Annotated in this window: 31 protein-coding genes; 21 read left to right on the forward strand and 10 right to left on the reverse strand. The window is 40.7% G+C overall.

Annotation, left to right across the window (positions count from 1 at the left end; genetic code table 11):
• The first annotated feature begins 34 nt into the window (after nucleotides 1-34).
• The 6 genes from yneA (at nucleotide 35) to AXI57_RS18465 (ending at nucleotide 4,392) form a co-directional block, all read left to right on the forward strand.
• The gene (gene yneA, locus AXI57_RS18440) at nucleotides 35-346 is read left to right on the forward strand and encodes a cell division suppressor protein YneA (RefSeq protein WP_003328725.1); all 312 of its coding nucleotides are present in this window, start codon (nucleotides 35-37) and stop codon (nucleotides 344-346) included.
• 19 nt (nucleotides 347-365) lie between these two features.
• A complete protein-coding gene (locus AXI57_RS18445; protein ID WP_003328726.1) occupies nucleotides 366-1,016 on the forward strand; it encodes a YneB family resolvase-like protein in 651 nt (216 codons plus the stop codon).
• Between the two features lie 70 nt (nucleotides 1,017-1,086).
• A complete protein-coding gene (locus AXI57_RS18450) occupies nucleotides 1,087-1,320 on the forward strand; it encodes a DUF896 domain-containing protein (RefSeq protein ID WP_003328727.1) in 234 nt (77 codons plus the stop codon).
• Between the two features lie 167 nt (nucleotides 1,321-1,487).
• Nucleotides 1,488-3,491: a transketolase gene (tkt, locus tag AXI57_RS18455; protein WP_061670882.1), complete on the forward strand. Its 2,004-nt coding sequence runs from the start codon at nucleotides 1,488-1,490 to the stop codon at nucleotides 3,489-3,491.
• A gap of 150 nt (nucleotides 3,492-3,641) precedes the next feature.
• Nucleotides 3,642-4,088 (forward strand): sporulation inhibitor of replication protein SirA, encoded by a 447-nt coding sequence (gene sirA / locus AXI57_RS18460; protein WP_061570424.1) that lies wholly within the window; start codon nucleotides 3,642-3,644, stop codon nucleotides 4,086-4,088.
• 85 nt (nucleotides 4,089-4,173) lie between these two features.
• A complete protein-coding gene (locus AXI57_RS18465; RefSeq protein WP_003328731.1) occupies nucleotides 4,174-4,392 on the forward strand; it encodes a YneF family protein in 219 nt (72 codons plus the stop codon).
• Between the two features lie 81 nt (nucleotides 4,393-4,473).
• Here AXI57_RS18465 and AXI57_RS18470 read toward each other — a convergent pair whose 3' ends face one another.
• Nucleotides 4,474-4,641, reverse strand: coding sequence for an aspartyl-phosphate phosphatase Spo0E family protein (locus AXI57_RS18470; protein ID WP_010788816.1), 168 nt, complete (start codon nucleotides 4,639-4,641; stop codon nucleotides 4,474-4,476).
• Between the two features lie 222 nt (nucleotides 4,642-4,863).
• Here AXI57_RS18470 and AXI57_RS18475 point away from each other — a divergent pair, with 222 nt between their 5' ends.
• From AXI57_RS18475 to AXI57_RS18485, 3 genes are all read left to right on the forward strand, one after another.
• Entirely contained in the window at nucleotides 4,864-5,568 is a 705-nt protein-coding gene (locus AXI57_RS18475; RefSeq protein ID WP_003328733.1) for a cytochrome c biogenesis protein CcdA, read from the forward strand.
• A gap of 91 nt (nucleotides 5,569-5,659) precedes the next feature.
• A complete protein-coding gene (locus tag AXI57_RS18480) occupies nucleotides 5,660-6,022 on the forward strand; it encodes a response regulator (RefSeq protein WP_003328734.1) in 363 nt (120 codons plus the stop codon).
• A gap of 80 nt (nucleotides 6,023-6,102) precedes the next feature.
• Nucleotides 6,103-6,594, forward strand: coding sequence for a CcdC family protein (locus AXI57_RS18485; RefSeq protein ID WP_087941786.1), 492 nt, complete (start codon nucleotides 6,103-6,105; stop codon nucleotides 6,592-6,594).
• 26 nt (nucleotides 6,595-6,620) lie between these two features.
• Here the strand turns inward: AXI57_RS18485 and AXI57_RS18490 are convergent, their stop codons facing one another.
• From AXI57_RS18490 to sspO, 4 genes are all read right to left on the reverse strand, one after another.
• On the reverse strand, nucleotides 6,621-7,049 hold the full coding sequence (locus AXI57_RS18490) for a DUF2621 domain-containing protein (RefSeq protein ID WP_061670883.1): 429 nt from the start codon (nucleotides 7,047-7,049) through the stop codon (nucleotides 6,621-6,623).
• A gap of 226 nt (nucleotides 7,050-7,275) precedes the next feature.
• Nucleotides 7,276-7,653, reverse strand: a complete 378-nt coding sequence (locus AXI57_RS18495) for an Hsp20/alpha crystallin family protein (RefSeq protein WP_061670884.1) — start codon at nucleotides 7,651-7,653, stop codon at nucleotides 7,276-7,278.
• A gap of 100 nt (nucleotides 7,654-7,753) precedes the next feature.
• Entirely contained in the window at nucleotides 7,754-7,900 is a 147-nt protein-coding gene (locus AXI57_RS18500; RefSeq protein ID WP_003221237.1) for a small acid-soluble spore protein P, read from the reverse strand.
• Nucleotides 7,901-7,924: 24 nt separating this feature from the next.
• The gene (gene sspO, locus AXI57_RS18505; RefSeq protein WP_003153982.1) at nucleotides 7,925-8,071 is read right to left on the reverse strand and encodes an acid-soluble spore protein SspO; all 147 of its coding nucleotides are present in this window, start codon (nucleotides 8,069-8,071) and stop codon (nucleotides 7,925-7,927) included.
• A 231-nt stretch (nucleotides 8,072-8,302) separates the two neighbouring features.
• Between sspO and acnA the strand changes: the two genes are divergently transcribed.
• From acnA to AXI57_RS18535, 7 genes are all read left to right on the forward strand, one after another.
• On the forward strand, nucleotides 8,303-11,026 hold the full coding sequence (acnA, locus tag AXI57_RS18510; RefSeq protein WP_010788820.1) for an aconitate hydratase AcnA: 2,724 nt from the start codon (nucleotides 8,303-8,305) through the stop codon (nucleotides 11,024-11,026).
• 72 nt (nucleotides 11,027-11,098) lie between these two features.
• Nucleotides 11,099-11,611: a redoxin domain-containing protein gene (locus AXI57_RS18515; RefSeq protein ID WP_061670918.1), complete on the forward strand. Its 513-nt coding sequence runs from the start codon at nucleotides 11,099-11,101 to the stop codon at nucleotides 11,609-11,611.
• Nucleotides 11,612-11,697: 86 nt separating this feature from the next.
• Nucleotides 11,698-11,823: an FbpB family small basic protein gene (locus AXI57_RS21140; RefSeq protein WP_003328742.1), complete on the forward strand. Its 126-nt coding sequence runs from the start codon at nucleotides 11,698-11,700 to the stop codon at nucleotides 11,821-11,823.
• Nucleotides 11,824-11,887: 64 nt separating this feature from the next.
• Nucleotides 11,888-12,034 (forward strand): acid-soluble spore protein N, encoded by a 147-nt coding sequence (locus AXI57_RS18520; protein ID WP_003328743.1) that lies wholly within the window; start codon nucleotides 11,888-11,890, stop codon nucleotides 12,032-12,034.
• Nucleotides 12,035-12,066: 32 nt separating this feature from the next.
• The gene (gene tlp / locus AXI57_RS18525) at nucleotides 12,067-12,306 is read left to right on the forward strand and encodes a small acid-soluble spore protein Tlp (protein ID WP_003328745.1); all 240 of its coding nucleotides are present in this window, start codon (nucleotides 12,067-12,069) and stop codon (nucleotides 12,304-12,306) included.
• An 83-nt stretch (nucleotides 12,307-12,389) separates the two neighbouring features.
• Nucleotides 12,390-12,806 (forward strand): YbgC/FadM family acyl-CoA thioesterase, encoded by a 417-nt coding sequence (locus AXI57_RS18530; RefSeq protein ID WP_061670885.1) that lies wholly within the window; start codon nucleotides 12,390-12,392, stop codon nucleotides 12,804-12,806.
• Between the two features lie 14 nt (nucleotides 12,807-12,820).
• Entirely contained in the window at nucleotides 12,821-13,120 is a 300-nt protein-coding gene (locus AXI57_RS18535; RefSeq protein ID WP_003328747.1) for a hypothetical protein, read from the forward strand.
• 33 nt (nucleotides 13,121-13,153) lie between these two features.
• Here AXI57_RS18535 and AXI57_RS18540 read toward each other — a convergent pair whose 3' ends face one another.
• On the reverse strand, nucleotides 13,154-13,441 hold the full coding sequence (locus AXI57_RS18540) for a HesB/YadR/YfhF family protein (protein ID WP_003328748.1): 288 nt from the start codon (nucleotides 13,439-13,441) through the stop codon (nucleotides 13,154-13,156).
• 93 nt (nucleotides 13,442-13,534) lie between these two features.
• Nucleotides 13,535-14,116, reverse strand: coding sequence for a glycerol-3-phosphate 1-O-acyltransferase PlsY (gene plsY / locus AXI57_RS18545; RefSeq protein WP_010788825.1), 582 nt, complete (start codon nucleotides 14,114-14,116; stop codon nucleotides 13,535-13,537).
• Nucleotides 14,117-14,298: 182 nt separating this feature from the next.
• Between plsY and AXI57_RS18550 the strand changes: the two genes are divergently transcribed.
• The 3 genes from AXI57_RS18550 (at nucleotide 14,299) to parC (ending at nucleotide 19,528) form a co-directional block, all read left to right on the forward strand.
• Nucleotides 14,299-14,706, forward strand: coding sequence for a CoA-binding protein (locus AXI57_RS18550; protein ID WP_003328752.1), 408 nt, complete (start codon nucleotides 14,299-14,301; stop codon nucleotides 14,704-14,706).
• 427 nt (nucleotides 14,707-15,133) lie between these two features.
• On the forward strand, nucleotides 15,134-17,104 hold the full coding sequence (parE, locus tag AXI57_RS18555; RefSeq protein WP_010788827.1) for a DNA topoisomerase IV subunit B: 1,971 nt from the start codon (nucleotides 15,134-15,136) through the stop codon (nucleotides 17,102-17,104).
• A 3-nt stretch (nucleotides 17,105-17,107) separates the two neighbouring features.
• Nucleotides 17,108-19,528 (forward strand): DNA topoisomerase IV subunit A, encoded by a 2,421-nt coding sequence (gene parC, locus AXI57_RS18560; protein ID WP_061670886.1) that lies wholly within the window; start codon nucleotides 17,108-17,110, stop codon nucleotides 19,526-19,528.
• Between the two features lie 51 nt (nucleotides 19,529-19,579).
• On the opposite strand, the gene AXI57_RS22320 is transcribed toward parC, so the two are convergent.
• Entirely contained in the window at nucleotides 19,580-19,705 is a 126-nt protein-coding gene (locus tag AXI57_RS22320) for a hypothetical protein (RefSeq protein ID WP_003328755.1), read from the reverse strand.
• Nucleotides 19,706-19,729: 24 nt separating this feature from the next.
• On the reverse strand, nucleotides 19,730-20,083 hold the full coding sequence (locus AXI57_RS18565) for a hypothetical protein (protein ID WP_003328756.1): 354 nt from the start codon (nucleotides 20,081-20,083) through the stop codon (nucleotides 19,730-19,732).
• Nucleotides 20,084-20,649: 566 nt separating this feature from the next.
• Between AXI57_RS18565 and AXI57_RS18570 the strand changes: the two genes are divergently transcribed.
• On the forward strand, nucleotides 20,650-22,068 hold the full coding sequence (locus AXI57_RS18570; RefSeq protein WP_010788829.1) for an alanine/glycine:cation symporter family protein: 1,419 nt from the start codon (nucleotides 20,650-20,652) through the stop codon (nucleotides 22,066-22,068).
• 301 nt (nucleotides 22,069-22,369) lie between these two features.
• Here AXI57_RS18570 and AXI57_RS18575 read toward each other — a convergent pair whose 3' ends face one another.
• Entirely contained in the window at nucleotides 22,370-23,515 is a 1,146-nt protein-coding gene (locus AXI57_RS18575) for an alpha/beta hydrolase (protein ID WP_061670887.1), read from the reverse strand.
• An 865-nt stretch (nucleotides 23,516-24,380) separates the two neighbouring features.
• Here AXI57_RS18575 and AXI57_RS18585 point away from each other — a divergent pair.
• The gene (locus AXI57_RS18585; RefSeq protein ID WP_202906619.1) at nucleotides 24,381-24,812 is read left to right on the forward strand and encodes a sialate O-acetylesterase; all 432 of its coding nucleotides are present in this window, start codon (nucleotides 24,381-24,383) and stop codon (nucleotides 24,810-24,812) included.
• Nucleotides 24,813-24,871 lie beyond the last annotated feature (59 nt).

Here is a 24,871-nt window from a genome sequence, read left to right on the forward strand (position 1 = left end):
AAGCGAACAAACATTCTTATCGGAGGTTGTTTTTATGATTAAAGAATTTATTATCTTTGTCGGCCTGTTCACGGGAGTTTTAAGTGCTGTTATTCTTCTTTTATCATTTACAAACAATGATCAAGAGCAAAATCAATATGTTAAAATAGAAGTCCAATCGGGAGATACGCTTTGGTCGTTGGCTGATCAGGTGTCTCATACGAAAAAGATAAACAAAAAGGATTTTATTGAATGGGTAACGGAGGAAAATAATCTTCAGACTTCTGATATACAGGCGGGAGATGTATTAATGCTTCCCTTAAAAAAGGAACATCCTGCTGCATATCAATTGGCAACTGTTAAATAGAGAGGAAAGATAGCAAGAAATGAAGGCGCTCATTTATGCCCGCGTTAGTACAAACAAAGAACAGCAGCAAACCTCTTTAAAGCGGCAGGAGGAGGAGCTTGCAGCGATTGCATCCGAAAATGGCATGGAGGTCGTTAAGGTAATATCCGAAAAAGCCAGCGGATATGAAATGGACCGGGACGGTGTGTTTGAGATGCTTGATGAATTGAAGAAGTCCCATATTGATGCGATTCTCGTTCAAGATGAGACTAGGCTTGGCAGAGGGAATGCAAAAATCGCTCTTCTCCATTGCATTTATCGGGAAAATGTAAAAATATACACGACAGCGCACAGAGGAGAACTTGAGCTGTCCGAAGCCGATTCTATGGTGCTTGAGATCGTCAGCATTGTGGAAGAATATCAGCGGAAGATACATAATATGAAAATCAAAAGAGGAATGAAACGCGCGGTGAAAAATGGATTTAAACCGCAAAAAAATCTTAAAAACCAACATGAAAACAGCGGGAAAGTCAAAATTGAGGTTCCTATTTCAGAAATTGTACGACTGAGAGCCAATAAGCTGACCTTCGCTGAAATAGCCGCTACATTAAGAGGCTTTGGTTATGAGGTATCAAAAGCAACCGTTCACCGGCGTTTTCAAGAATATATGGAGAACGAAACAGACAAATAATGAGTGAATCGTTTGTAAAACCTCTGCTGATTTAGTAGTATAAAGGCAAAATGGAATAAAGGAGTTTAACATGATTTCAAACGAAAAAATTGCCAGAATCAATGAGCTTGCTGCAAAAGCGAAATCAGGCGTTATTACTGATGATGAAAAAGCTGAGCAGAAGAAGCTTCGTGAAGAATACCTCAAAGGATTTCGCTCTTCTATGAAAAACACACTGAAAAGTGTTAAAATCATTGATCCTGAAGGCAATGATGTAACACCAGAAAAACTAAAAAGAGAAAAAAGAAATAACAAGCTGCACTAATATAAAAGGAATACGTCAATATCGTATTCCTTTTTGGTATATACTAACAACGTCAGTGTAAGCGACATTTTTCAACAAGTTTCTCTCAAATTTAAGCTGAAACAGTTGAGAAAAACGCTTCGGAGATTTATGATGAAGAGGTACAACACATATGGAAGGGGATTTTTATGGATACAATTGAAAAGAAATCAGTTGCTACCATACGCACACTATCTATAGACGCTATTGAAAAAGCAAACTCCGGTCATCCGGGAATGCCTATGGGGGCTGCTCCTATGGCATATACGCTATGGACAAAAATTATGAATGTAAGTCCGAAGAACCCTGGCTGGTTTAATCGTGACCGTTTTGTTTTATCTGCGGGACACGGCTCAATGCTTTTATACAGTATGCTTCATTTAAGCGGGTACGATCTCAGTATTGATGATCTAAAGGGATTCCGCCAATGGGGCAGCAAAACACCTGGACATCCTGAATACGGGCATACAGCAGGTGTTGACGCGACAACAGGGCCGCTCGGACAGGGAATCGGAATGGCAGTTGGGATGGCTATTGCAGAACGCCACTTAGCAGAAACATACAACCGCGATTCATTCAACGTAGTAGATCATTATACATACAGCATTTGCGGTGATGGTGACTTGATGGAGGGTATCTCTTCAGAAGCGGCTTCACTGGCAGGCCATCTTCAGCTGGGACGTCTGGTCGTACTTTACGATTCTAATGACATCTCGTTAGACGGAGACTTAGACCGCTCATTCTCAGAAAATGTAAAGCAGCGTTTTGAGGCAATGAATTGGGAAGTTCTCTATGTCGAAGACGGTAACAATATCGAAGAATTAACTGCCGCTCTTGAAAAAGCGCGCCAAAATGAAAAAAAACCTACATTAATTGAAGTAAAAACAACCATTGGATTCGGTTCACCTAACCGCGCAGGTACATCAGGTGTTCACGGTGCGCCGCTTGGTTCAGAGGAAAGTAAATTAACTAAAGAAGCTTATGCATGGACATATGAAGAGGACTTCTATGTACCGTCAGAAGTATACGACCATTTTAAACAAACGGTAAAAGAAGCAGGAGAGAAGAAAGAGCAGGAATGGAACGAGCTCTTCGACAAATATAAAGAAATCTACCCTGAACTTGCTGAACAGTTAGAGCTTGGCATCAAAGGAGAACTTCCGAAAGATTGGGATAAAGAGGTTCCTGTTTATGAAAAAGGAAGCAGCTTAGCTTCACGCGCATCTTCCGGAGAAGTTTTAAATGGCATTGCAAAGCAGATCCCTTATTTTGTAGGAGGATCGGCTGACCTTGCAGGGTCAAATAAAACCAATATTAAAAATGCCGCAGATTATACGGCAGCCGACTATTCAGGCCGTAATTTCTGGTTCGGTGTTCGTGAATTTGCAATGGGTGCCGCATTAAACGGAATGGCGCTTCACGGCGGTCTTCGGGTATTCGGCGGAACATTCTTTGTCTTCTCTGATTATTTAAGACCGGCAATCCGTCTCGCTTCATTAATGGGGCTTCCGGTAACCTATGTATTCACTCATGACAGCATTGCTGTAGGAGAAGACGGACCGACGCATGAGCCGGTGGAACAGCTTGCTTCTTTACGTGCTATGCCTAATCTCTCAGTCATCAGACCGGCTGACGGCAATGAAACGGCAGCTGCTTGGAAGCTCGCATTACAAAGCAAGGATCATCCGACGGCCTTGGTGCTCACCCGTCAAAACCTTCCTACTATCGATCAAACTGCTGATGTAGCTTTAGCAGGTGTTGAGAAAGGTGCTTATGTCGTATCTAAAGCACAAAATGATTCACCTGATGCCCTTCTTTTAGCTACAGGTTCTGAAGTAGGACTTGCGATTGAAGCACAGGCTGAATTGGCAAAAGAAAATATCCACGTGTCAGTCGTAAGTATGCCGGCATGGGATCGTTTTGAAAAGCAATCAGACGAATATAAAAATTCCGTACTTCCAGCAGATGTGAAAAAACGTCTTGCTATTGAAATGGGAGCTTCATTTGGATGGGGTAAATATACAGGGCTTGAGGGTGACGTGCTTGGTATTGATCAATTCGGCGCCTCCGCTCCTGGTGAAACCATTATGAAAGAATACGGTTTCTCTGTATCAAACGTAGTTGATCGTGTGAAGAAATTAATAAGCAAATAAGTGTTTGTAAGGGGATGAGTCAAATCATCCTCTTTTTCATGTTTATACGACAAAAATAGTATAATGATTTTAACAGTAATAGACATTTCTTTCTTTTCTTCTTTTGTATAATAGAGAGCATATTAAGGCGCTGAATAAGGGGATGAGAGAATGGAACGTCATTACTATACCTATTTAATTAAAGATGAGTTTGCCAATCACTATTTTGGTCGGGAATCAGTCATGTTTAAGCTTTTTCAAGACTATCATTGGACGAATCTGACACCTCAGCAATATCAAATGACTGAAAGACAAATTCAATATATTACGAAGCCGATCCCGATGTTACATATGCACCAGCGTTTAAAAATGAATTTAAGCAATGTAGATTATACGCAGCTGGATCATATTTATAGATTATCTCTTCCGAAAGCAAAGGGTTATGCAACGTTTATGATGAAAGAACAGATGATTGAGATTGTAGCATCCGGAGATTACGAGTCAGAAACGATTTTCTTTGAAGTTCTTCGAAAAGTGAGCCCTTGTTTTCTCGCAATGGATTTTGGAGCGCAGCGGTATGGGTGGCTAAATCCGGTGAAAGAAAGAAATTTTGTCTAAAACCGAAGAAAAAGAGATGTAAATGTTGTATAATAGCCTTTGGTTTAGTACACTTTAAACTAGACAACATGAAGGAGGAAGTAAAATGGATTTATGGGTTGTCATCCTAGTGGGCGTTTTAGCATTGCTCGCGGGTGTTGCACTCGGATTTTTTATCGCTCGTAAGTATATGATGAGCTACTTGAAAAAGAATCCGCCTATTAATGAACAAATGTTACGCATGATGATGATGCAAATGGGAATGAAACCTTCTCAAAAGAAAATTAATCAAATGATGAAAGCCATGAATAATCAAACGAAATAATACGTAAAGATTATGACATAGAAGAAACATGGTTATGAAATAAAAAACCCGCTTAAAGGGTTTTTTATTTTGGAATCATTATTAACCGGTGCCTCCGGAATGCTGTTGTTTTTGATATTGTATGAGAAGGTGGTCAAGCTCCTGACTGAGTTCTATCGTAATGTGGGACGTCATTCCATTGGCCATGACAATTTGCAAAAGCTCGGCTCTCTTTTTTTCAATTTCATTTAATAGATGCTCTCTAATCACAGGGATGTATCCTTTCATACATAGATCTTTCATTTTGAATGCCATTATTATATCCCATATTTATACTGATTTTCAAATGAGAAGGAGTATAATATCTCAATGTCAAATTAAATTATATAAGGTTTTTCTCTAAATAGAAATCCTTCAGGCTGAAGTGTTAAAAAAATGAAATGATTTTGTCATAACTTGAAAGGTTTGCTAACTTGAAAGGAGTTTATATGCATGGATATTAATTATTTTTTGGCATTCGGAGCCGGCTTCTTATCGTTTATTTCACCTTGCTGCCTTCCGTTGTACCCTGCTTTTCTGTCATATATTACTGGTGTCAGTATGGATGAAGTCAAGTCGGAAAAGCTTCTTTTGCAAAAAAGGAGCCTGATTCATACACTGTTTTTTTTGCTGGGTTTTTCAGTGATTTTTATCGCACTTGGTTACGGCACTTCGTTAATCGGCGGCTTTTTTAGAGATTATCATGATGCCATCCGTCAAATAGGAGCTCTATTCATCATCCTGTTTGGCTTCATCACACTTGGTGTGTTCCGTCCGGACATACTGATGAAAGAGCGCAGAGTTCATTTCAAACACAGGCCTGCCGGGTTTGTAGGTTCTATTTTAACGGGAATGGCTTTTTCAGCAGGGTGGACACCGTGCACAGGACCGATTTTGGCTGCCCTCCTTGCGCTTGCTAACACAAATCCTGCCTCAGCTGTTCCGTACATGATTTTATATGTTCTTGGTTTTGCAATTCCTTTTCTATTATTGTCTTTCTTCATTACGAGATTGAAATGGATAAGAAAGAATCAGCTTCTAATCATGAAAATTGGCGGGGTCCTTATGGTATTGATTGGTGTGCTGTTATTTTTTGATTGGATGACCTTAATCATCATTATGTTATCATCGCTATTCGGAGAATTTACAGGTTTCTGACACATAAACAACTTTTGAACTACTATTTACCCCTTTGTTTTTGGTACAATAATACTATTGATAAAGGATATCGTTTTATTTGGAGGGGAATATGACAAGAGTTTTAGTTGTAGACGACGCCAAGTTCATGAGGGTGAAGATTAGAGAGATCTTAGAAGCCGCAAATTACATAGTAGCAGGTGAAGCGGCGGACGGTGAGGAGGCAGCTGATTTGTACCAGAGGCTCCGTCCTGATCTTGTGACAATGGACGTTACAATGCCGCTCAAAAACGGCATACAGGCGCTTCAGGAAATCATGTCGTTTGACCCGAAAGCAAATGTCATCATGTGCACCGCAATGCGGCAGCAGCGGATAGTAGTGGAAGCAATTGAACTGGGTGCAAAGGATTTTATTATGAAACCATTTGAGGAATCAAAAGTTTTGGAAGCTGTTAATCGCGTGATGGGAAAATGAAGGATTAATCTTTTCGAAATGGTTTTTTTTATTGTTTTGGAGTATAGTATATAGTATCAATACTCAGAGCAAACAAAGGAATGATATGTATGATGATTATAATTTCATCAATTATTGCCGTCTTAATGGCTGCAGCAGTGATGGTTGTCAGAATTAAATCTTCCGATAAGCCAGTTTCACCGAAAAAAATTATTCTTCCGCCGATTTTTATGAGTACGGGTGCATTAATGTTTTTGTTTCCGGTTTTCTGGGTGACGGGTGAAGAGTTTTTAGAAGCGATCACGCTAGGCGTCATTTTCTCTATTTTTCTTATAAAAACGTCTAAATTCGAAATTAAAAATAATGAAATTTACATGAAGCGGTCCAAAGCATTCGTTTTTATACTGGTCGGCCTTTTGGTGATCAGGATAGTGATGAAATCTATTTTGAGCACATCAGTAGATTATGGAGCCTTGAGCGGTATGTTTTGGATCTTAGCCTTCGGAATGATAGTGCCTTGGCGAATCGCAATGTATTTATCTTATCGCAAGCTTCATAACGAGATGCAAGCTGCTGATATTCAAATGAATTAAACCTTTCCTATTAGGGGAAAGGTTTTTTACTTGAGGAGGGATTTGTAAGGGTTGATGTCTATATCTTTTTCTCGAAGGTGTTTCTTTAAAAAGGTTTGGTCTCTTTTCGGGGTTGCCAAAATATAGCCTCTGATGATAAGGTCCTGATTGATTGCAGATGCCTGTTCCTTGATGGAAAGCTCTCCGATTTTTCCGGCAATTTTTGCTTTTGCGATGTCCCGGAACAGCTCTGGCACAGGCTTAACCAACTCTTCAAGAAACTCTTTGTCTTGTTTGCTCCATAAATGCCTGCTTTTTTCAATATAGTAATCCTGCCAGTCCAGCTCTGATCGGCCATCTTCTTTCGGTAAGCGCTTTAGAAATTTGCGGAACATAAAAAAGCCGCCAATAGATAATAAAACAACCATCACAATGACCCAAAACAAAATAAACCACATAAATAAGCCCTCTAGCATCTATGTTCACCCCCTTATTCTATCCATATTGTACATGAAGAAAGTTTAGAAGAACATCATAAAAAATAATAGAAAGAAATGATAGATGTCTAGTCAAACGAGATGATAGAGCATACTCTATTGTATAGTGATTCTGCTATTTGGCCATGGGAGTTTCACTATGAAGGGTATTTGACGACAAACGGACGGAAGAAAAGTCACTTTCACATGAAAGTGACTTTTTATGTTAGGAGATAGGAAATTGAAGAGAAAAGGAAGTCTGTTCTTCACTCTCTTCCTTATTCATAGCGACTGTCAGAATGCTGTTGGTATAATCGGTCTGAATTGTTTTGTTACTCAGGTAAAAGGGAAGCAAGAGGCTTTTTTCTAGAGACTGTTCCGCCGTCTTGACTATCAGAATGAACTCGCACCCGCACAGGGTAATGGTCAGCTGAACCGGCTGTAATGACGTCAAGTCTGCTTCAATGATATATTGCTGACTTGTTTCATATAAATCAATAGGCAGTGTTTCATCATACCAAGCATAAGGATCCTCGTAAAATTGGCGCAGCCAATCCTCCATACCGTCGAAGTCATTGGAGCCAGAACGTTTTGAATGAGTCATGGAAGCATTCCTCCATATATAAATCCTTGCGTTATGTTATGCGGAAAATAATAAATGGGTGAAGATATAAAAAAACAGACGCTAAGGTCTGTTTTTTTATTTACATATCATGGCTTGAGTTATGCTTTTGTCTTGTGTGGTTGCGGTTCTTTACTTTTTTGCTCCCGCTTAAAGGTTCCGGCTGTCCGGGATTATGCCCTTTAGGCGCATTTTTATGCATATCTTTACTTGTATTTTTATTCGTCACGTAAAGAGCCTCCTGCCGATTTTATTATTGGTTTGTTTTTCTTTTTTTATTGTTCTGCCGTTCTTCTTCGGTCAGGACAAGCTGATCATTTTCAATATAGCCAGCACCTTTGCCTTGGCTTTTAGCGTCATTCATTCCATTTATGACATGATTGGCTTTTCTTTTCACCATGATAATCACCTCATGTATAATATGGCTTTCTCTTTTGATTTGTATGAGGACGAAAAAAAACAAAAATTTTCCGAAAAAACGCTCTGATAAGGTGATCTTATTATATTTAATAAAAACATTGATATTTACTTATGTATGATTTTGTTTTAAGATGAAATTGTGAGAAAATTGTGGTGAAAAATAGCGTTTCATCGAAGAAGGATCTTGATCTTTGAAGGGGGATTTTGGAGAATGGCAAATCAGAAAGTCGCAACTCAAGATGTTTTCCAAGCAAAAAAGACGTTTTCAACTAATGGAAAAACTTATCATTACTATTCCTTAAAAGCATTGGAGGACCTGGGTGTCGGGAATGTTTCAAAACTTCCATACTCCATTAAGGTTCTTTTAGAATCTGTTTTACGCCAGGTTGACGGGCGAGTGATTACGAAAGAGCACGTGGAAAATTTAGCAAAGTGGGGAACTGCTGGATTAAAGGATATTGATGTACCATTTAAGCCTTCACGTGTTATTTTGCAAGATTTCACCGGTGTTCCTGCTGTAGTTGATCTTGCTTCACTGAGAAAAGCGATGGATTCTGTCGGCGGGGACCCTGACAAAATCAATCCTGAAATTCCTGTGGATCTGGTTATTGACCACTCAGTACAGGTTGATAAAGCAGGCACAGAAGATGCTTTAGCTATTAATATGGACTTAGAATTCGAAAGAAATGCAGAGCGTTACAAATTTTTAAGCTGGGCAAAGAAAGCGTTTAATAATTATCAGGCAGTGCCGCCTGCTACAGGTATCGTGCATCAGGTCAACCTTGAGTTCTTGGCAAGCGTTGTACATGCGAAAGAAGTGGACGGTGAGCTTATCACTTATCCTGATACACTTGTGGGTACGGATTCCCATACCACTATGATTAATGGTATCGGTGTTCTCGGCTGGGGCGTAGGAGGAATTGAAGCGGAAGCGGGCATGCTTGGCCAGCCTTCTTATTTCCCGGTTCCAGAAGTCATCGGCGCAAAACTTGTCGGAGAGCTTCCAAACGGAACTACTGCCACTGATTTGGCATTAAAGGTTACGCAAGTGCTGCGTGAAAAAGGCGTTGTAAACAAATTTGTTGAGTTCTTTGGCCCGGGAGTGGCAGAATTGCCGCTTGCAGACCGCGCAACCATTGCAAATATGGCTCCGGAATACGGCGCAACATGCGGATTCTTCCCGGTTGATGAAGAAGCGCTGAATTATTTACGTCTGACAGGCCGGGACGCAGAGCAAATTGACATTGTAGAAGCGTATTGCCGAAATAATGGATTGTTTTATACTCCGGATGCAGATGAGCCAAACTTTACAGATATTGTGGAAATTGACTTGTCTCAGATTGAAGCCAATCTTTCAGGTCCAAAACGTCCGCAGGATCTGATTCCGCTTTCTGTCATGCAGGAAACCTTCCAAAAACACCTAGTCAGTCCTGCGGGTAACCAAGGATTTGGTCTGGAAGCTGCTGAAGCGAACAAAGAAATTAAGTTTAAACTGCTTAATGGCGAAGAAACAGTCATGAAAACAGGCGCAATCGCCATCGCTGCCATTACAAGCTGTACAAACACGTCAAACCCTTACGTCTTAATCGGTGCAGGCCTAGTCGCTAAAAAAGCTGTTGAATTAGGACTGAAAGTGCCAAACTACGTAAAAACATCTCTGGCGCCGGGATCCAAAGTCGTTACAGGATATTTGGTGAATTCAGGTTTGCTGCCTTATATGAAAGAGCTTGGGTTTAACCTTGTCGGTTATGGCTGTACAACTTGTATCGGAAACTCAGGCCCGCTGTCTCCGGAAATTGAAGAAGCCGTTGCGGAAAATGATCTTTTGATTACGTCAGTCCTTTCCGGAAACCGTAACTTTGAAGGCCGGATTCACCCGCTTGTGAAAGGAAACTATCTTGCTTCTCCGCCGCTTGTCGTTGCATACGCATTAGCGGGAACGGTTGACATCAATTTGAAAACTGACCCAATCGGTGTAGGCAAAGATGGTCAGAACGTATATTTCAGCGATATTTGGCCGGAAATGGACGAGATTAATTCAATCGTGAAACAAACGGTGACTCCTGAGCTGTTCCGTAAAGAATATGAAACCGTGTTTGATGACAATAAACGCTGGAATCAAATCGAAACGACGGATCAAGCATTGTATAAATGGGATAATGATTCAACCTATATCCAAAACCCGCCGTTCTTCGAAGAAATGTCAGTGGAGCCGGGCAAAGTAGAACCGTTAAGAGGGCTGCGCGTTGTCGGTAAATTCGGTGATTCAGTCACAACTGACCATATTTCACCTGCCGGCGCAATCGGCAAGGATACTCCTGCCGGAAAATACTTGCAGGAAAAAGGCGTTTCACCTCGTGATTTCAACTCTTACGGATCACGACGCGGAAACCATGAAGTCATGATGAGAGGAACGTTCGCTAACATTCGGATTAAAAACCAGATCGCTCCGGGGACTGAGGGCGGATATACAACATACTGGCCTACCGGTGAAGTGACGTCCATTTATGACGCTTGTATGAAATATAAAGAAGATAAAACGGGTCTTGTTGTTATTGCGGGCAAAGATTATGGTATGGGATCTTCCCGTGACTGGGCAGCAAAAGGAACCAATCTTCTCGGAATCAGAACGGTTATTGCCGAAAGCTTTGAAAGAATTCACAGAAGCAACCTTGTATTTATGGGCGTGCTTCCGCTTCAATTCAAAGCAGGTGACAACGCAGAAACACTAGGATTAAGCGGAAAAGAAGTGATTGAAGTAGATGTTGACGAAACAGTTCGTCCGCGCGATCTTGTAAAAGTAAGAGCAATTGATGAAGATGGTAATGTAAAATCGTTTGAAGTTTTAGTGCGCTTTGACAGTGATGTTGAGGTTGATTACTATCGCCATGGCGGTATTCTGCAAATGGTGCTTCGCGATAAAATGAAAAAGTAAGCTTGTAATTGGGAAGAGAGGGCAGAGGTGCTTTCTCTTCTTTTTATGAAATATTGGCCGCGGGGGTGGCATATGCTGAAAAAATGGCTTGCGGGAATTTGTCTCAGTGGACTTGCTGTGTATATGTGCTGGACTTTCTATGAGAACTATACGAAAAAAGAAGAAGTCGGCATTGAAGAAGGGCAGAAAGCACCCGATTTTAGTTTGAAAACGCTTTCTGGGGAAGAAGCCTCTTTATCGGATTATAAAGGAAAAAAAGTTCTTCTTAATTTTTGGGCCACTTGGTGTCATCCTTGCCGAAAAGAAATGCCTGCAATGGAAGAGCTTCAAAAAGAGCACTCAGAGATTGCTGTGGTTGCCGTTAACTTTACCTCTGCTGAAAAGGGGGAGAAAACGGTCAAACAATTTGCTGACTCGCTCCATTTAACTTTCCCGATCCTTATTGATAAAAGCGGAATCAATGCGGATTATAGTGTTCTAACATATCCGACGACTTATATTTTGGATGAAAAAGGTGTCATTCAGCAAATTTATGCCGGCACGATGACAAAAAAACAAATGAAACAAAAACTGGGTCTCAACTAGGACCCAGTTTTTTAATTATTGAAATGCAACAATGCTTATAATTTTCAAAATTGGTAAAAATAAAAGAATACCCGGAGGTGAGAAGTATGAAAAAAATGAGAAAACGTTCTTTTCATGAACTGGTCATGGAAAATAAAAAAGAGCTGATGACCAATACTGAGTATTTACATCAGCTTGAAGAAAAGCTTGAACAGCGTTTTAAGCAAAAATAACCTTTAATTTGTATTCATGTTTACTCCTCCTTTTGAGAATCCTACTTGTTAAGGAGGGATAAACATGGGTACCAACAAGAAAAATGGTCAGCCTCAATATGCTCCGAGCCACTTGGGCACGAAACCTGTTAAATATAAGCGTAATAAAGGGGAAAAAATGCACGACACATCTAATGAGCAGCCAATTATTATGCAAACAAAGGGCGAATAGTGCCCCGTAATCATCATAAGGAGGGCTAACAAGTGACAAAACAATATCAACCAAACCCTGATGACCGTTCGGATAATGTAGAAAAATTGCAAGACATGGTTCAAAATACAATTGAGAACATTGAAGAAGCTGAAGAATCCATGAAAAACGCTTCAGGTGAAGACAAACAGCGCATCAAAGAAAAAAATGCCAGACGAAATGAAAGTCTTGAAGCCTTCCGCAGTGAAATTCAAGATGAATCCCAAGCAAGAGAAAACGGTTATCAATCGTAAAAACCAGGGAAACCTGGTTTTTTCTCTTTCATCATTTGATGTGATAGAATAGGGCTAAATCGTGAAAAAGGGAGCAGAGAATCTTGCATGTTTCAAAAAAAGAAATAGAAGTGCGTTATTCAGAAACGGATCAAATGGGGATTGTATATCATGCCAACTATCTTGTCTGGATGGAAGTGGGCAGAACCGCTTTAATTAAAGATCTTGGTTTTTTATACAGCGATATGGAAAAGAAAGGTGTACTGTCACCTGTCGTAGACATCAATATTTCTTATAAAAAACCGCTTCATTACGGAGAAACGGCTGTTGTGCATACCTGGATAGAAGAATACAACGGATTTAAAACGATATATGGCTATCACATATTAAATCCTGAGGGAGATATCTCAATTACAGCAAAGTCCTCACACATTTGTGTTGATAAAGAAAGCTTTAAACCGATTCAGTTTCGCAAAGCCTTCCCTGATTGGCACAAAGCTTATGAAAAGGCCAAAAAATAGGGAAGTGAAATATGATGGCGTTTGGAATTCATCGCGGTGAACTGAATCGCTGGAAAGAAGCTGTTAAGAGCGGAGAAATCGCGTTTTTAACCCATTACTGGCTGGATGACCGCTTTCCGGAAGCGAAAACAGTGACAAAAGTCGGTTGCAGTGACTTAGAAAAGCTGAGTTCGTGGGGTGAAAAATACGGATTAAAAAAAGAATGGATACATAAAAGAGATGAATTTCCACATTATGACCTTCTTGGTGAAACCCAAAAAATGATTTTGGAAAGGGAGAGGCTGACCGATCATCTCTCACGTTTTAAATTATAAAAAAAGAACGCACATCACATGCGTTCTTTTTTCTTATTGATATTCGAATACCGGCTCTTCGGATGCTTCAGAATAACTGACGAGTAGATCATGATTATCGAAGTACCAAATATCACTTTCTTCAATAAAGAAGGTAATGCCTTCTACTTCAGTGCTGATTCCGATATCCTGGGGTTCATCTTTTGAGACACCGAGGGAAAAGCCTTTTTGAACGCTGCTGCAGCCTCCGTAACGGACAAAGAACCGAACTTGATCGCCGTTCTCTAGCTCTAGCTCATCTTTATACCAATTCAACGCATCTTTCTGAATTTCCATATTCATACACGGCCACTCTCCTTTTATTATCAAAATGAATTTTCTCTATTATAACCGTACACGGTTTTACTGTGTCAAAAAAAAGCTCTTACCCCGAAGTTAAAGCCACTTCACCTTAGGCTCGGTTTTATTGATAATCCGTTTGATGTTTGTTCTGTGTCTGTAAACGACAAAGGCAGTCAGCAAGGTGACCACAATCAATAAATATGTATCCTGTTCAAAGAGGCTGTATATAATGGTATAAACCCCTGTTAACATTGAAGACAGAGAAACATATTTCGTAATGAATAAAAATATGAAAAATACCGCCAGCATTGTAACAAATAAAAGCGGAGCATAAAACAGCAAAACGCCTCCGGAAGTCGCCACGGCTTTACCGCCTTTAAATTTTGCAAACAAAGGAAACACATGGCCTATAACAGCTATAACCCCGGCAAGCAGAGGATGAAAATCAATATGCATGAGGTACGGGAGAGCAGCGGCAAGCGTCCCTTTTAAAATATCCCCGGCAATCACTACAGATCCGGCTTTCACACCCAGTGTCCGAAACGCGTTGGTGGCTCCTAAATTTCCGCTGCCGTGTTCCCTTATATCAATCCCTTTGGCAAGCTTGCCGACAATTAAGCCTGATGGAATGCTGCCTAGTAAATAAGCTAAAATAATCAATAAAGCAATTAACATCTACATTTCTCCTTTTTCCAATGTTCCTGATCTTTATTTTAACATGAGATGTCATGATCTGATGATAAGTTTTTTGTGAAGTTTGCTAACAATAACATAATGGCAGGCCATATACAATCACATCAGGCTTTGATTTCGCGGCTATCCTTCCTGTAGAATAGATAAAAAGGAGATGATGAAAGGTGCAAAATCCAACAAAAGCTGAGATCAAAGCGATTCTGGAAAAAAGCAAGCGAATAGCGGTCGTCGGTCTTTCTGATCGGCCGGATAGAACGTCTTATATGGTTTCAAAAGCCATGCAGGATGCAGGGTATGACATTATCCCTGTGAATCCGACAATTGACGAAGCGCTTGGCGTAAAAGCCGTGTCGTCTTTAAAAGAGGTTGAAGGGCATATTGATATTGTAAATGTATTCAGACGGTCAGAACAGCTCCCAGGCGTTGCTGAGGAGTTTTTAGAAACAGATGCTGACGTTTTTTGGGCGCAGCAAGGACTAGTAAACGATGAAGCTTATGAAATGTTGAAAGAAAAAGGCCGCACGGTGATTATGGATCTGTGTATAAAAGTTGCACATGCTGTAACAAAATAGATGAAACCAGTCAAAAATCCTTGTGAATTCAAGGATTTTTGCTTTTTTATTTCAAGATTATATTTGCGTATTATTGTGAAACAGATACAATAAAGCTTGAACAGCTTTTTTGCATACTTTGCCAAGTAAGGCTTTTACCCGCTCCATTTGCTAAGGTTCGCTGAATTATATATAATAAAAACAAACGTACGTTCGATTTTCGAAAAACGGCACCAAAAAGCCGAAAAGCGAATCGAATGTATGTCTTGCGGCGTTTATCAAAATGGATTATTAGCTAAAATGTTGCTAAATCAAGCACATTGGTTATAATGATGAGTCCGAGGAGCAGAAAGACAGAATCAAAAGCCTGCTTTGATACTTATGACAATGACATGTAAGATGAAAAAAGAGAAAGACAATGTTAGTTTTTTGAAAGGGGTTTGTACGTTTGGCTAGAAAACAGCAACAATTTGATTACAACGAAGATGCCATACAGGTGCTGGAAGGCCTTGAAGCTGTCAGGAAAAGGCCGGGAATGTACATTGGTTCAACCGATTCCCGGGGTCTGCATCACTTGGTATATGAAATTGTAGACAACTCTGTCGATGAGGTTCTCGCCGGTCACGGAGATCATATTATCGTAAAAATACATAAAGACAATAGTATTTCAGTACAAGACAGAGGCCGGGGCATGCCTACAGGGATGCATAAACTCGGTAAACCGACCCCAGAAGTGATTTTTACAGTGCTTCACGCCGGCGGTAAATTCGGACAGGGCGGCTACAAAACAAGCGGAGGCCTCCACGGAGTCGGAGCGTCCGTCGTAAATGCCTTATCCGAATGGCTTACAGTTACGATTGAGCGGGATGGCTATGTATATAAGCAGCGGTTTGAAAATGGCGGGAAACCCGTTACATCTCTTGATAAAATTGGCACAACCAAAAAGACCGGGACCCTGACACATTTTAAACCTGATCCTGCGATGTTCAGTGTGACGACCTACAATTTTGAAACGCTTTCGGAACGATTAAGAGAATCAGCATTTTTATTAAAAGGATTAAAGATTGAGCTGATAGATGAACGTCATCAAGTGCAAGAGGTTTTCTATTATGAAAACGGAATTGAAGCATTTGTTGCCTACTTAAATGAGGAAAAAGACTCCTTGTCTGAAGTGGTTTCCTTTGAAGGGGAGCATAATCAGATTGAAGTGGACTTTGCATTCCAATTCAATGACGGTTACTCCGAAAACATCCTCTCTTTTGTAAACAACGTCAGAACAAAAGACGGCGGAACCCATGAATCAGGCGCCAAGACAGCTATGACAAGAGCTTTTAATGAATATGCGAGAAAAGTGTCTCTTTTAAAAGAGAAGGATAAAAACTTGGAAGGAACCGATATCCGTGAAGGGCTTTCAGCCATTATTTCGGTGCGGATTCCTGAGGAGCTTCTTCAGTTTGAAGGACAAACGAAAGGGAAGCTTGGCACAAGTGAAGCAAGGTCGGCAGTTGACGCAGTAATATCAGAACAGCTTGCTTACTTCTTAGAAGAAAACCGTGAGACTGCCACACTTCTTGTGAAAAAAGCAATTAAAGCGAGCCAGGCCCGGGAAGCTGCGCGTAAAGCGCGGGAAGAGGCAAGAAGCGGGAAGAAACGCAAAAAATCAGAGGCAACGCTAAGCGGAAAGCTGACACCGGCGGGTTCCAGAAATCCTGCGAAAAATGAATTGTATTTGGTTGAAGGAGACTCAGCAGGCGGATCAGCGAAGCAGGGCAGAGACCGGAGATTCCAAGCCGTCCTGCCGCTCCGCGGAAAAGTTATCAATACAGAAAAAGCAAAGCTTGCTGATATTTTCAAAAACGAAGAAATCAACACGATTATCCATGCAATCGGCGGAGGTGTCGGAGCGGATTTTGAAGTCGAGGACATTAACTATGACAAAATCGTGATTATGACGGATGCCGATACAGACGGCGCCCATATTCAAGTGCTGCTTCTCACTTTTTTCTATCGCTATATGAAGCCGCTTATTGAGCACGGAAAAGTGTTTATCGCATTACCGCCTTTATATAAAGTCAGCAAAGGCAGCGGCAAAAAGGAAATTATTGAATACGCCTGGTCTGACGAAGAGATGGATGATGTATTGAAAAAAGTCGGCAAGGGCTATACGATACAGCGTTACAAAGGTCTTGGAGAGATGAACGCGGACCAGCTGTGGGAAACGACAATGAATCCTGAATCACGTACGCTGGTAAGAGTGAAAATTGATGATGCGGCGCGTGTAGAGAGACGTGTGACAACGTTAATGGGCGACAAAGTAGAACCGCGCAGAAAATGGATCGAAAAGAATGTTGCATTTGGTTTAGATGAAGAAAGCAATATTTTAGAAAATGAAAACTTATCGGTCGCTGAGGAGGTTTAATGATTGCAACAGCCAGAAATTTTTCATGATTTACCATTAGAAGAGGTGATCGGCGACCGTTTTGGACGCTACAGTAAATATATTATTCAGGACCGTGCACTTCCTGATGCAAGAGACGGATTAAAGCCCGTGCAGCGCAGGATTCTTTATGCGATGCACGCTGAGGGTAACACATCAGATAAAAACTTTAGAAAAGCGGCCAAGACGGTCGGAAATGTCATCGGGAATTATCATCCGCATGGAGACAGCTCTGTATATGAAGCTATGGTGCGGATGAGCCAAGATTGGAAGGTACGGAATGTCCTGATTGAGATGCATGGAAATAACGGAAGCATAGATGGCGATCCGCCGGCGGCTATGCGTTATACGGAAGCAAGGTTATCTCCGATTGCGTCAGAGCTTTTGCGTGATATTGATAAAAACACGGTTGAATTTGTTTCAAACTTTGATGATACGAGTAAGGAGCCGGTCGTTTTGCCGGCGATGTTCCCTAATTTGCTGGTCAATGGTTCCACGGGGATATCGGCAGGCTATGCGACAGACATACCTCCACATCACTTAGGAGAAGTCATTGACGCCGTCATCAAACGGATTGATTCACCTGACTGTACTGTAACTGAACTCATGGAAGTGATCAAAGGCCCTGATTTCCCGACAGGCGGGATTATTCAAGGCGTTGACGGCATCAGAAAAGCTTACGAAACAGGTAAAGGGAAAGTCATTATTCGCGGAAAGGCAGAAGTTGAAACCATCAGAGGCGGCCGTGAACAAATTGTAATTACGGAAATTCCGTTTGAGGTCAACAAAGCCAACCTTGTGAAAAAAATGGACGAATACCGAATTGATAAAAAGGTGGAAGGCATTTCCGAGGTCCGCGATGAAACGGATCGTACAGGCTTGCGTGTTGTCATTGAGCTGAAAAAAGAAGCGGATGCAAAAGGCATACTTAATTTCTTATATAAAAATACGGATTTGCAGATCACTTATAACTTTAATATGGTGGCCATTCATAATCGCCGCCCGATGCTGATGAGCCTGACTGCCATTTTGGACGCTTATATCGCTCATCAAAAGGAAGTTGTGACAAACCGGTCCATTTATGAGCTGCAAAAAGCAAAAGACAGACACCACATCGTCGAAGGGCTGATGAAGGCACTGTCTATATTGGATGAAGTGATCGCAACCATCAGGTCTTCAAATGACAAGCGGGATGCTAAGAACAATTTAATCTCGAAGTTTGAATTTACTGAGCCTCAGGCGGAAGCGATTGTATCCTTGCAGCTTTATCGTTTAACAAACACCGACATCACCGCTTTGAAGGAAGAGGCGGAAGAGCTCAGCAAAAATATACAAGAGCTTGAATCTATTTTGAACAATGACAAAAAGCTGTTAAAAGTCATCACAAGCAGTTTGAAAAAGCTGAAAAAGACTTATGCGGACGGCAGACGATCTGTCATTGAAGAAAAAATTGAAGAAATTAAGATTAATCTTGAAGTAATGGTTGCTTCAGAGGATGTCTATGTGACTGTAACGAAGGACGGATATCTGAAACGCACGAGTCAGCGGTCATTTGCCGCTTCAAACGGACAAGATTTCGGGATGAAGGATACAGACAGGCTGCTTCATCAATTTGAGATGAATACAACAGACGTGTTGCTGATGTTCACCAATAAGGGGAGCTACATCTATTGTCCTGTCCATCAGCTTCCTGATATCAGGTGGAAGGACATGGGGCAGCATTTCACAAATATGATCTCCATCGACCGAGATGAAACGATTGTCAAAGCCGTCCCGATAAAAGAATTTGATCCGTCCGCTTATCTTTTATTTTTTACAAAGAACGGTATGGTGAAAAAGACAGAACTCACGCACTATAAAGCGCAGCGTTACTCAAAAGCGCTTGTTGCCCTTAATGTAAAGGGAGACGATGAACTGACAGATGTGCATGTAACAAATGGTGAAAGTCAATTGTTTATTGCGACTCATCTCGGATATGGCTTATGGTTTGGGGAAGATGAAGTGAATGTTGTCGGAGCTCGTGCAGCCGGCGTAAAAGGAATAAACCTGAAAGAAGGAGACTTTGTCGTATCAGGCCAAATTCTTCACGAAGCAGACTCGCTTGTTCTTGCTACGCAGCGGGGAGCGGTGAAAAGAATGAGCCTTTCTGAATTCGATAAGACTTCCCGCGCCAAACGCGGTGTCATCATGCTGCGTGAATTGAAAAAGAATCCCCATCGCGCAGTTGCGGTATTTGCTTGCAGGCTTACTGACCGATTGATGTTTGAAACGGAAAAAGGGGAAACGAAGGAATTACTAGTGAAAGAACTAAGAACAAATGACAGGTACAGTAACGGCTCTTTCCTTATCGATGAGGAAGAAGCAGGCAAAGTTATTGCCGCATGGCGCCTGGAGAAAGAAGAATAAACAAAAAAACCCGCTCGGCAGTATACCTGAGCGGGTTTACTTATATGCTGATCAGCTTTCGTGAGAGCTGAAAAGTTCGGTAACGGCGTGAATGACTTCAATTCCCTGCCAAACAAATAGGTTTAATGCAGTGAATGAAAACAATCCTAAAATCACCATTCTTAAGATAAACAACATGTTTAACGACCTCCTCATATTATGTTACATAAGCGGGCGATGTTGAACATGAAGTTGATCGAAATAATTCGACTGATAAAATTTAGCCAGTAAAAAGCTTTTTTTGCGCCGCGGCCGCCGGGAGAAAAATGATTCCCTGTCTGCCATGGCGACAAGCAAAACGCCCATCGTCAAAATAGCTGTAAGAGCAGCTGCTCCCGCTATTGCTTTTTTTTCATCATCTGCATTCTGTCCGGCCTTCAGATCATGGATTTCCTGCTGATCGGCCATAGCTTTGTAATGATGTCCTATATCAAAAGTATGGGGAATGGAGAGCAAATGAAAACTGGCGATAGCCAAGAATAAGATAGACGCTTTTAATATCATTACTTTTTTCATATGATCGATCTCCCCCTTTCGATATACTGAATATTTTTATAATTATATCCTGCTTCATTTGAAAAGTAAACCTGATTAAATAAATTAAAAAACGTTTTCCGTATTTTTCTTAAGTATATACTGATTGATTACTCATTTCACCCATAAAGTACTGTCGTTTTTTAGGGAGATAGGATTAAAGGTGCATTGTAGTGTTACAACGTAAAAGATTGATAATATGGTTTATGAACAATAATGCTATTTCGTGACTATGCCGTGGTCTTTTTAGATTGTATGCTCGATCTGCCGCTTTTATATTGATTTCTCGTTTTAAGAGGTTTTGAAACATGCTGTGTGTTTGTTGAGACACATTTGGATGTAATTGAGCATGGGGGAGACGTACTGCGATAAACGTTTGCTCTGGCTGCAAAAGATAGGGAGGAGAAGGCATGAAAAGCCATTGTTTCGCTGAAATTTCTTATAAAAACTTCTCAATTCAACATATTGTGATATAATTATACTCGTTGTGTTAAAAAATCTAACATGAACTGTATTCACAGTAAATGATGAAAAACGGGAGGTTAAACATGGAGGCTTTTTTAAATGATGTCATTAATATACCAAATAACTTCATTTGGAAATACCTGGTTTATATTTTGGTAGGGACGGGCTTGTTTTTTACATTCCGCTTCCGATTTATTCAATTTCACTATTTTATTGAGATGTTTAGAATTGTGGGAGAGAAGCCAGAAGGGAATAAAGGCGTTTCCTCTATGCAGGCTTTCTTCATATCAGCGGCTTCCCGTGTCGGAACGGGGAACTTGACCGGTGTTGCCTTGGCAATATCAACGGGCGGACCCGGAGCGGTTTTTTGGATGTGGGTCGTTGCAGCCGTAGGAATGGCTTCCAGTTTTGTTGAGAGTACTTTAGCTCAGTTGTATAAAGTGAAAGACGGAAGTGAATTCCGCGGCGGTCCAGCTTATTATATGCAAAAAGGGCTCGGTTCCCGGTGGCTGGGCATTGTGTTCGCCGTCTTAATTACAGTCTCGTTCGGGCTGATTTTTAATGCTGTACAATCAAATACGATAGCAGTCGCTTTTGATGAAGCATTTCATGTGAATAAAACGATAATTGCTATTATTCTAGCTGTATTGACAGCTTTTATTATTTTCGGAGGATTACAACGGGTCGTGTCGGTCTCACAGCTTATTGTACCGGTAATGGCAGGCTTATACATTATCATTGCTTTGTTTGTTGTTGTTGTAAACATTAACACAGTACCAGGCTTGCTGATGACCATTGTGAAAAATGCTTTTGGTATTGAGCAAATTGTCGGCGGCGGTTTAGGCGGCATCATCGTAATTGGTGCCCAGCGGGGACTTTTTTCCAACGAAGCGGGAATGGGGAGCGCTCCGAATGCGGCCGCAACCGCTCATGTATCGCATCCTGCAAAACAAGGTTTAATTCAAACGCTAGGTGTATTTTTTGATACTTTTATCGTCTGTACGTCAACAGCGTTTATTATTTTATTGTATAGTGTAACGCCAAAAGGCGACGGCATCCAAGTGACGCAGGCGGCTTTACAGCACCATCTCGGAAGCTGGGCGCCGACATTTATAGCAATCGCAATGTTTTTATTTGCTTTTAGTTCGGTTGTCGGTAACTATTATTATGGACAAACGAATATTGAATTCATTAAAAAGAGTAAAGTATGGCTAAATTTATATCGAATCCTTGTTGTTGCAATGGTCGTATACGGATGTGTGGCGAATTTTCAGATTGTTTGGGACATGGCCAACTTATTTATGGGATTATTAGCGTTGTTTAACCTAATATCGATATTGCTACTGTCAACCATTGCGTACAAAGTGTATAAGGATTATGCGAAACAGCGCAAGCAAGGACTTGATCCGGTGTTTAAAGCCAAAAATATTCCTGAACTGAAAAACATTGAAACCTGGGAAGATGAACATCTTATGCAGGAAGAAAATAAAGCAGCTAACTAAAAACATTTTTCTGCACTCAATATTTGTTGAGTGCAGTTTTTTTGTCTTTCGTCTCAATATCTTAAGTATACTTATTTAATGAGACGTAATTTATGTCTTTATATATAACTTCCTAGAATATATATTATGTAAACTAATTATTTTTGGCATCATTCTGTCATTACAAATTAAATGACTGTCTGACGCCTCCTCCATCGGTCTCTTCCGCAGGTCTCCATATTGATGTGATTAATAATGACCTTATTTTGCAGTACTTGGTGACTCAATTGTACTAGATGATGTCAAGCTAAGACAGAATATGTCACTTGTTGCTGGTCTTCTTGATCAAGTCCACGCCATCGTATGCCAGACTCTCCACACTTGCAGCCTTCTGCAGTATGTAATGATCAAAAAAGTTCTTCGTATAGTCTGTAACAAGATTTCGCATCTCCATAGCATCCCGTTCGCCTCTGAGTTCCTCATTAACACTGGTAAACACGATGTCGCAGTAATCTAAATGCGCAACACGATCAACAGAGAAATAATAGGTTTCAATGCTATTGTTAGCGCCAATTATCGCATTCATGTTATAGTTAGGTTCACAAAACAGTAGCAAAAAGGGTTTCTTAAGGTCGCTGTCGAGAAGGCCGAACGCACCGCTATCCAAGCCAATCCCGCAGGCGAACCGGTCGTCGTCCCGGCAAACAATCGCCGTCGTGGGCCCTCCATAAGAATGTCCGACTATGCCCATACCGATGTCAAGCAACAATCTGCCCTTAAAGATGGAATTCAGCTCTCCAGAGTCCAGTTTGTAAAGATAATCGGCTACACACCTTACATCTTCTGCCTGTAATTCACTATACTCTGTTAACTTGGCAAGTATCGGCAGTGTAAGCACGTTATGGCACATCTCAATGGCAGTTTCATCGTCAGGCCGCATCTCCATCTTACCAGCCAACGCCAGCATCTCCGGATCTTCAGAAAACGCCATAATGACATCCGAAAAATCCTTTGATACATTAAACAGGCGCCCATCTTTACGCTTATACATCGTGCTATTCTGATGGCCGATGCTTACCACAACATATCCCATGCTTGCCAAGTCTGTACAGATCACTGTACCCCATTCTGGAGAACCTCCCCCGCCGCAAACATAGAATAACACCGGATAGCGCTTTTCCTTCCCGGAGAGAGCAAGGTCGTCGTAACACTGGGTCTTGATATCTATAGAGAAAACATCCTTCCCTTTAAGATACGCAGTGATAAGTGGCTGCTCATTAAACATTTCGTAGACTTCAGGAAACATGTACGTTGATGTAGTCTTACCTTCGCTACTGTCGGACGGATAGTACACAAACGCCGTCAGTTCTCTTTTTGAGTGATCTGATGCCGTATACTCAAAATCCATCTGGGTTCGACCGACAGTATAGCCGCCAATTGGTTCTGGAAATGCGTCATAAGTTTTCATTCTCTTGTTCCCCCTTAATTAATAAAAGTGGCGAATGTGAAATACATACATTGCGCTATAAGCGCTTTTCAAAACTGTGAAACTATTACATCCTATCTTCAGTGAATCATATCTACTCCTTGGCTTTCTTGAGATCGCTAACAATTTCAGAATATTTATGATCTTCAAGCCCCATGACCCTTAAAGTCAGCAAAGTACTTGCTAATCTTATGTTGCAGCTTAGAGTCCTTAATATCGAATTCCCTAAAAAACATGACTAAATTAAACTGCATTGACTCAAACATAAAAGAAATCAGGTCGTCGTCAATATCAGGTCGGAGATATCTATCAACCCTCATTCGGCGTAAAATGTCCTTGATTAAGAGGAATGACTCGCCCTTTAGCACATTCAGATATATTTTAAGCAAAATGTTCTCAGGAATGTATAAAAATGTTTCAGTGAGTTTGATTTCCAACTCATTCAGTGGCTCGGTCACAATGCCATTAACGTTGCTGCTTCTTTTAATGTTAATGGGTGAATACATGTGCACACCTCTTTTAACAAGATTTTTCTATAAAATTTCGACAAGGTTCTACAATACCCTTCTATAAATATTCATAATATCTCAGTAATAGTGCATCAGTCGTTCAGAATGGATCTACTTTTACTTTACATATAAATGATAAAATACTTATTTGACTAGTGTTTACAACGCATAAAATGGATCTATGTTTACTTCCTTGTACACCATCTTAGACTTAAAGTGACCTTCCCCACCTGTATTACCATCCCGGAGGGTTTCCAATTTATCACCATCAAATGTTTAATTTTAATTTCCACTTTACTATTTGAAATATCCCTACCTGTACGATTTTTTAAATCAATTTGAATCTTAACATTTTCCCCTGGTCTATACTTTGTGAGCCAGATATACCTATTATCATAGGTGGAATTGGTAACTATTTAGGAAGTGGTTTTCTTGGTCATTACTTTCCAGAACACTCTGAGGTTAATCAGGAATTACTGGAGTTTGCTAAAAAGGAAAAGAACTGTTATTTTGCAACAGCATTGGGACTAACACCTAATCCTGACGGTATTCATTTGAATGCAGTTTCACAGAGAATATTTGGTCTTCGCTATTTTGAGGCATATAATAAACGAGAGCATATATTAGAACCCCTAGAAGGTGAAGAAAATGCTATTAATATCGATAGTGAAAGACCTTTAACAAAGACTGAAAAGACTGCAATACTAGAAAAACAATTTGCTGGAGGAGAGATATCTTTAGAAGAGTATCAATCGCAGTTGATGAGTTAAAATCTAGAAAAATGCACATATATTTCTGTCATTCGTACATCAGGGTAACACAATTCTGT

Source organism: Bacillus atrophaeus (assembly GCF_001584335.1).
GTDB lineage: Bacteria > Bacillota > Bacilli > Bacillales > Bacillaceae > Bacillus > Bacillus atrophaeus.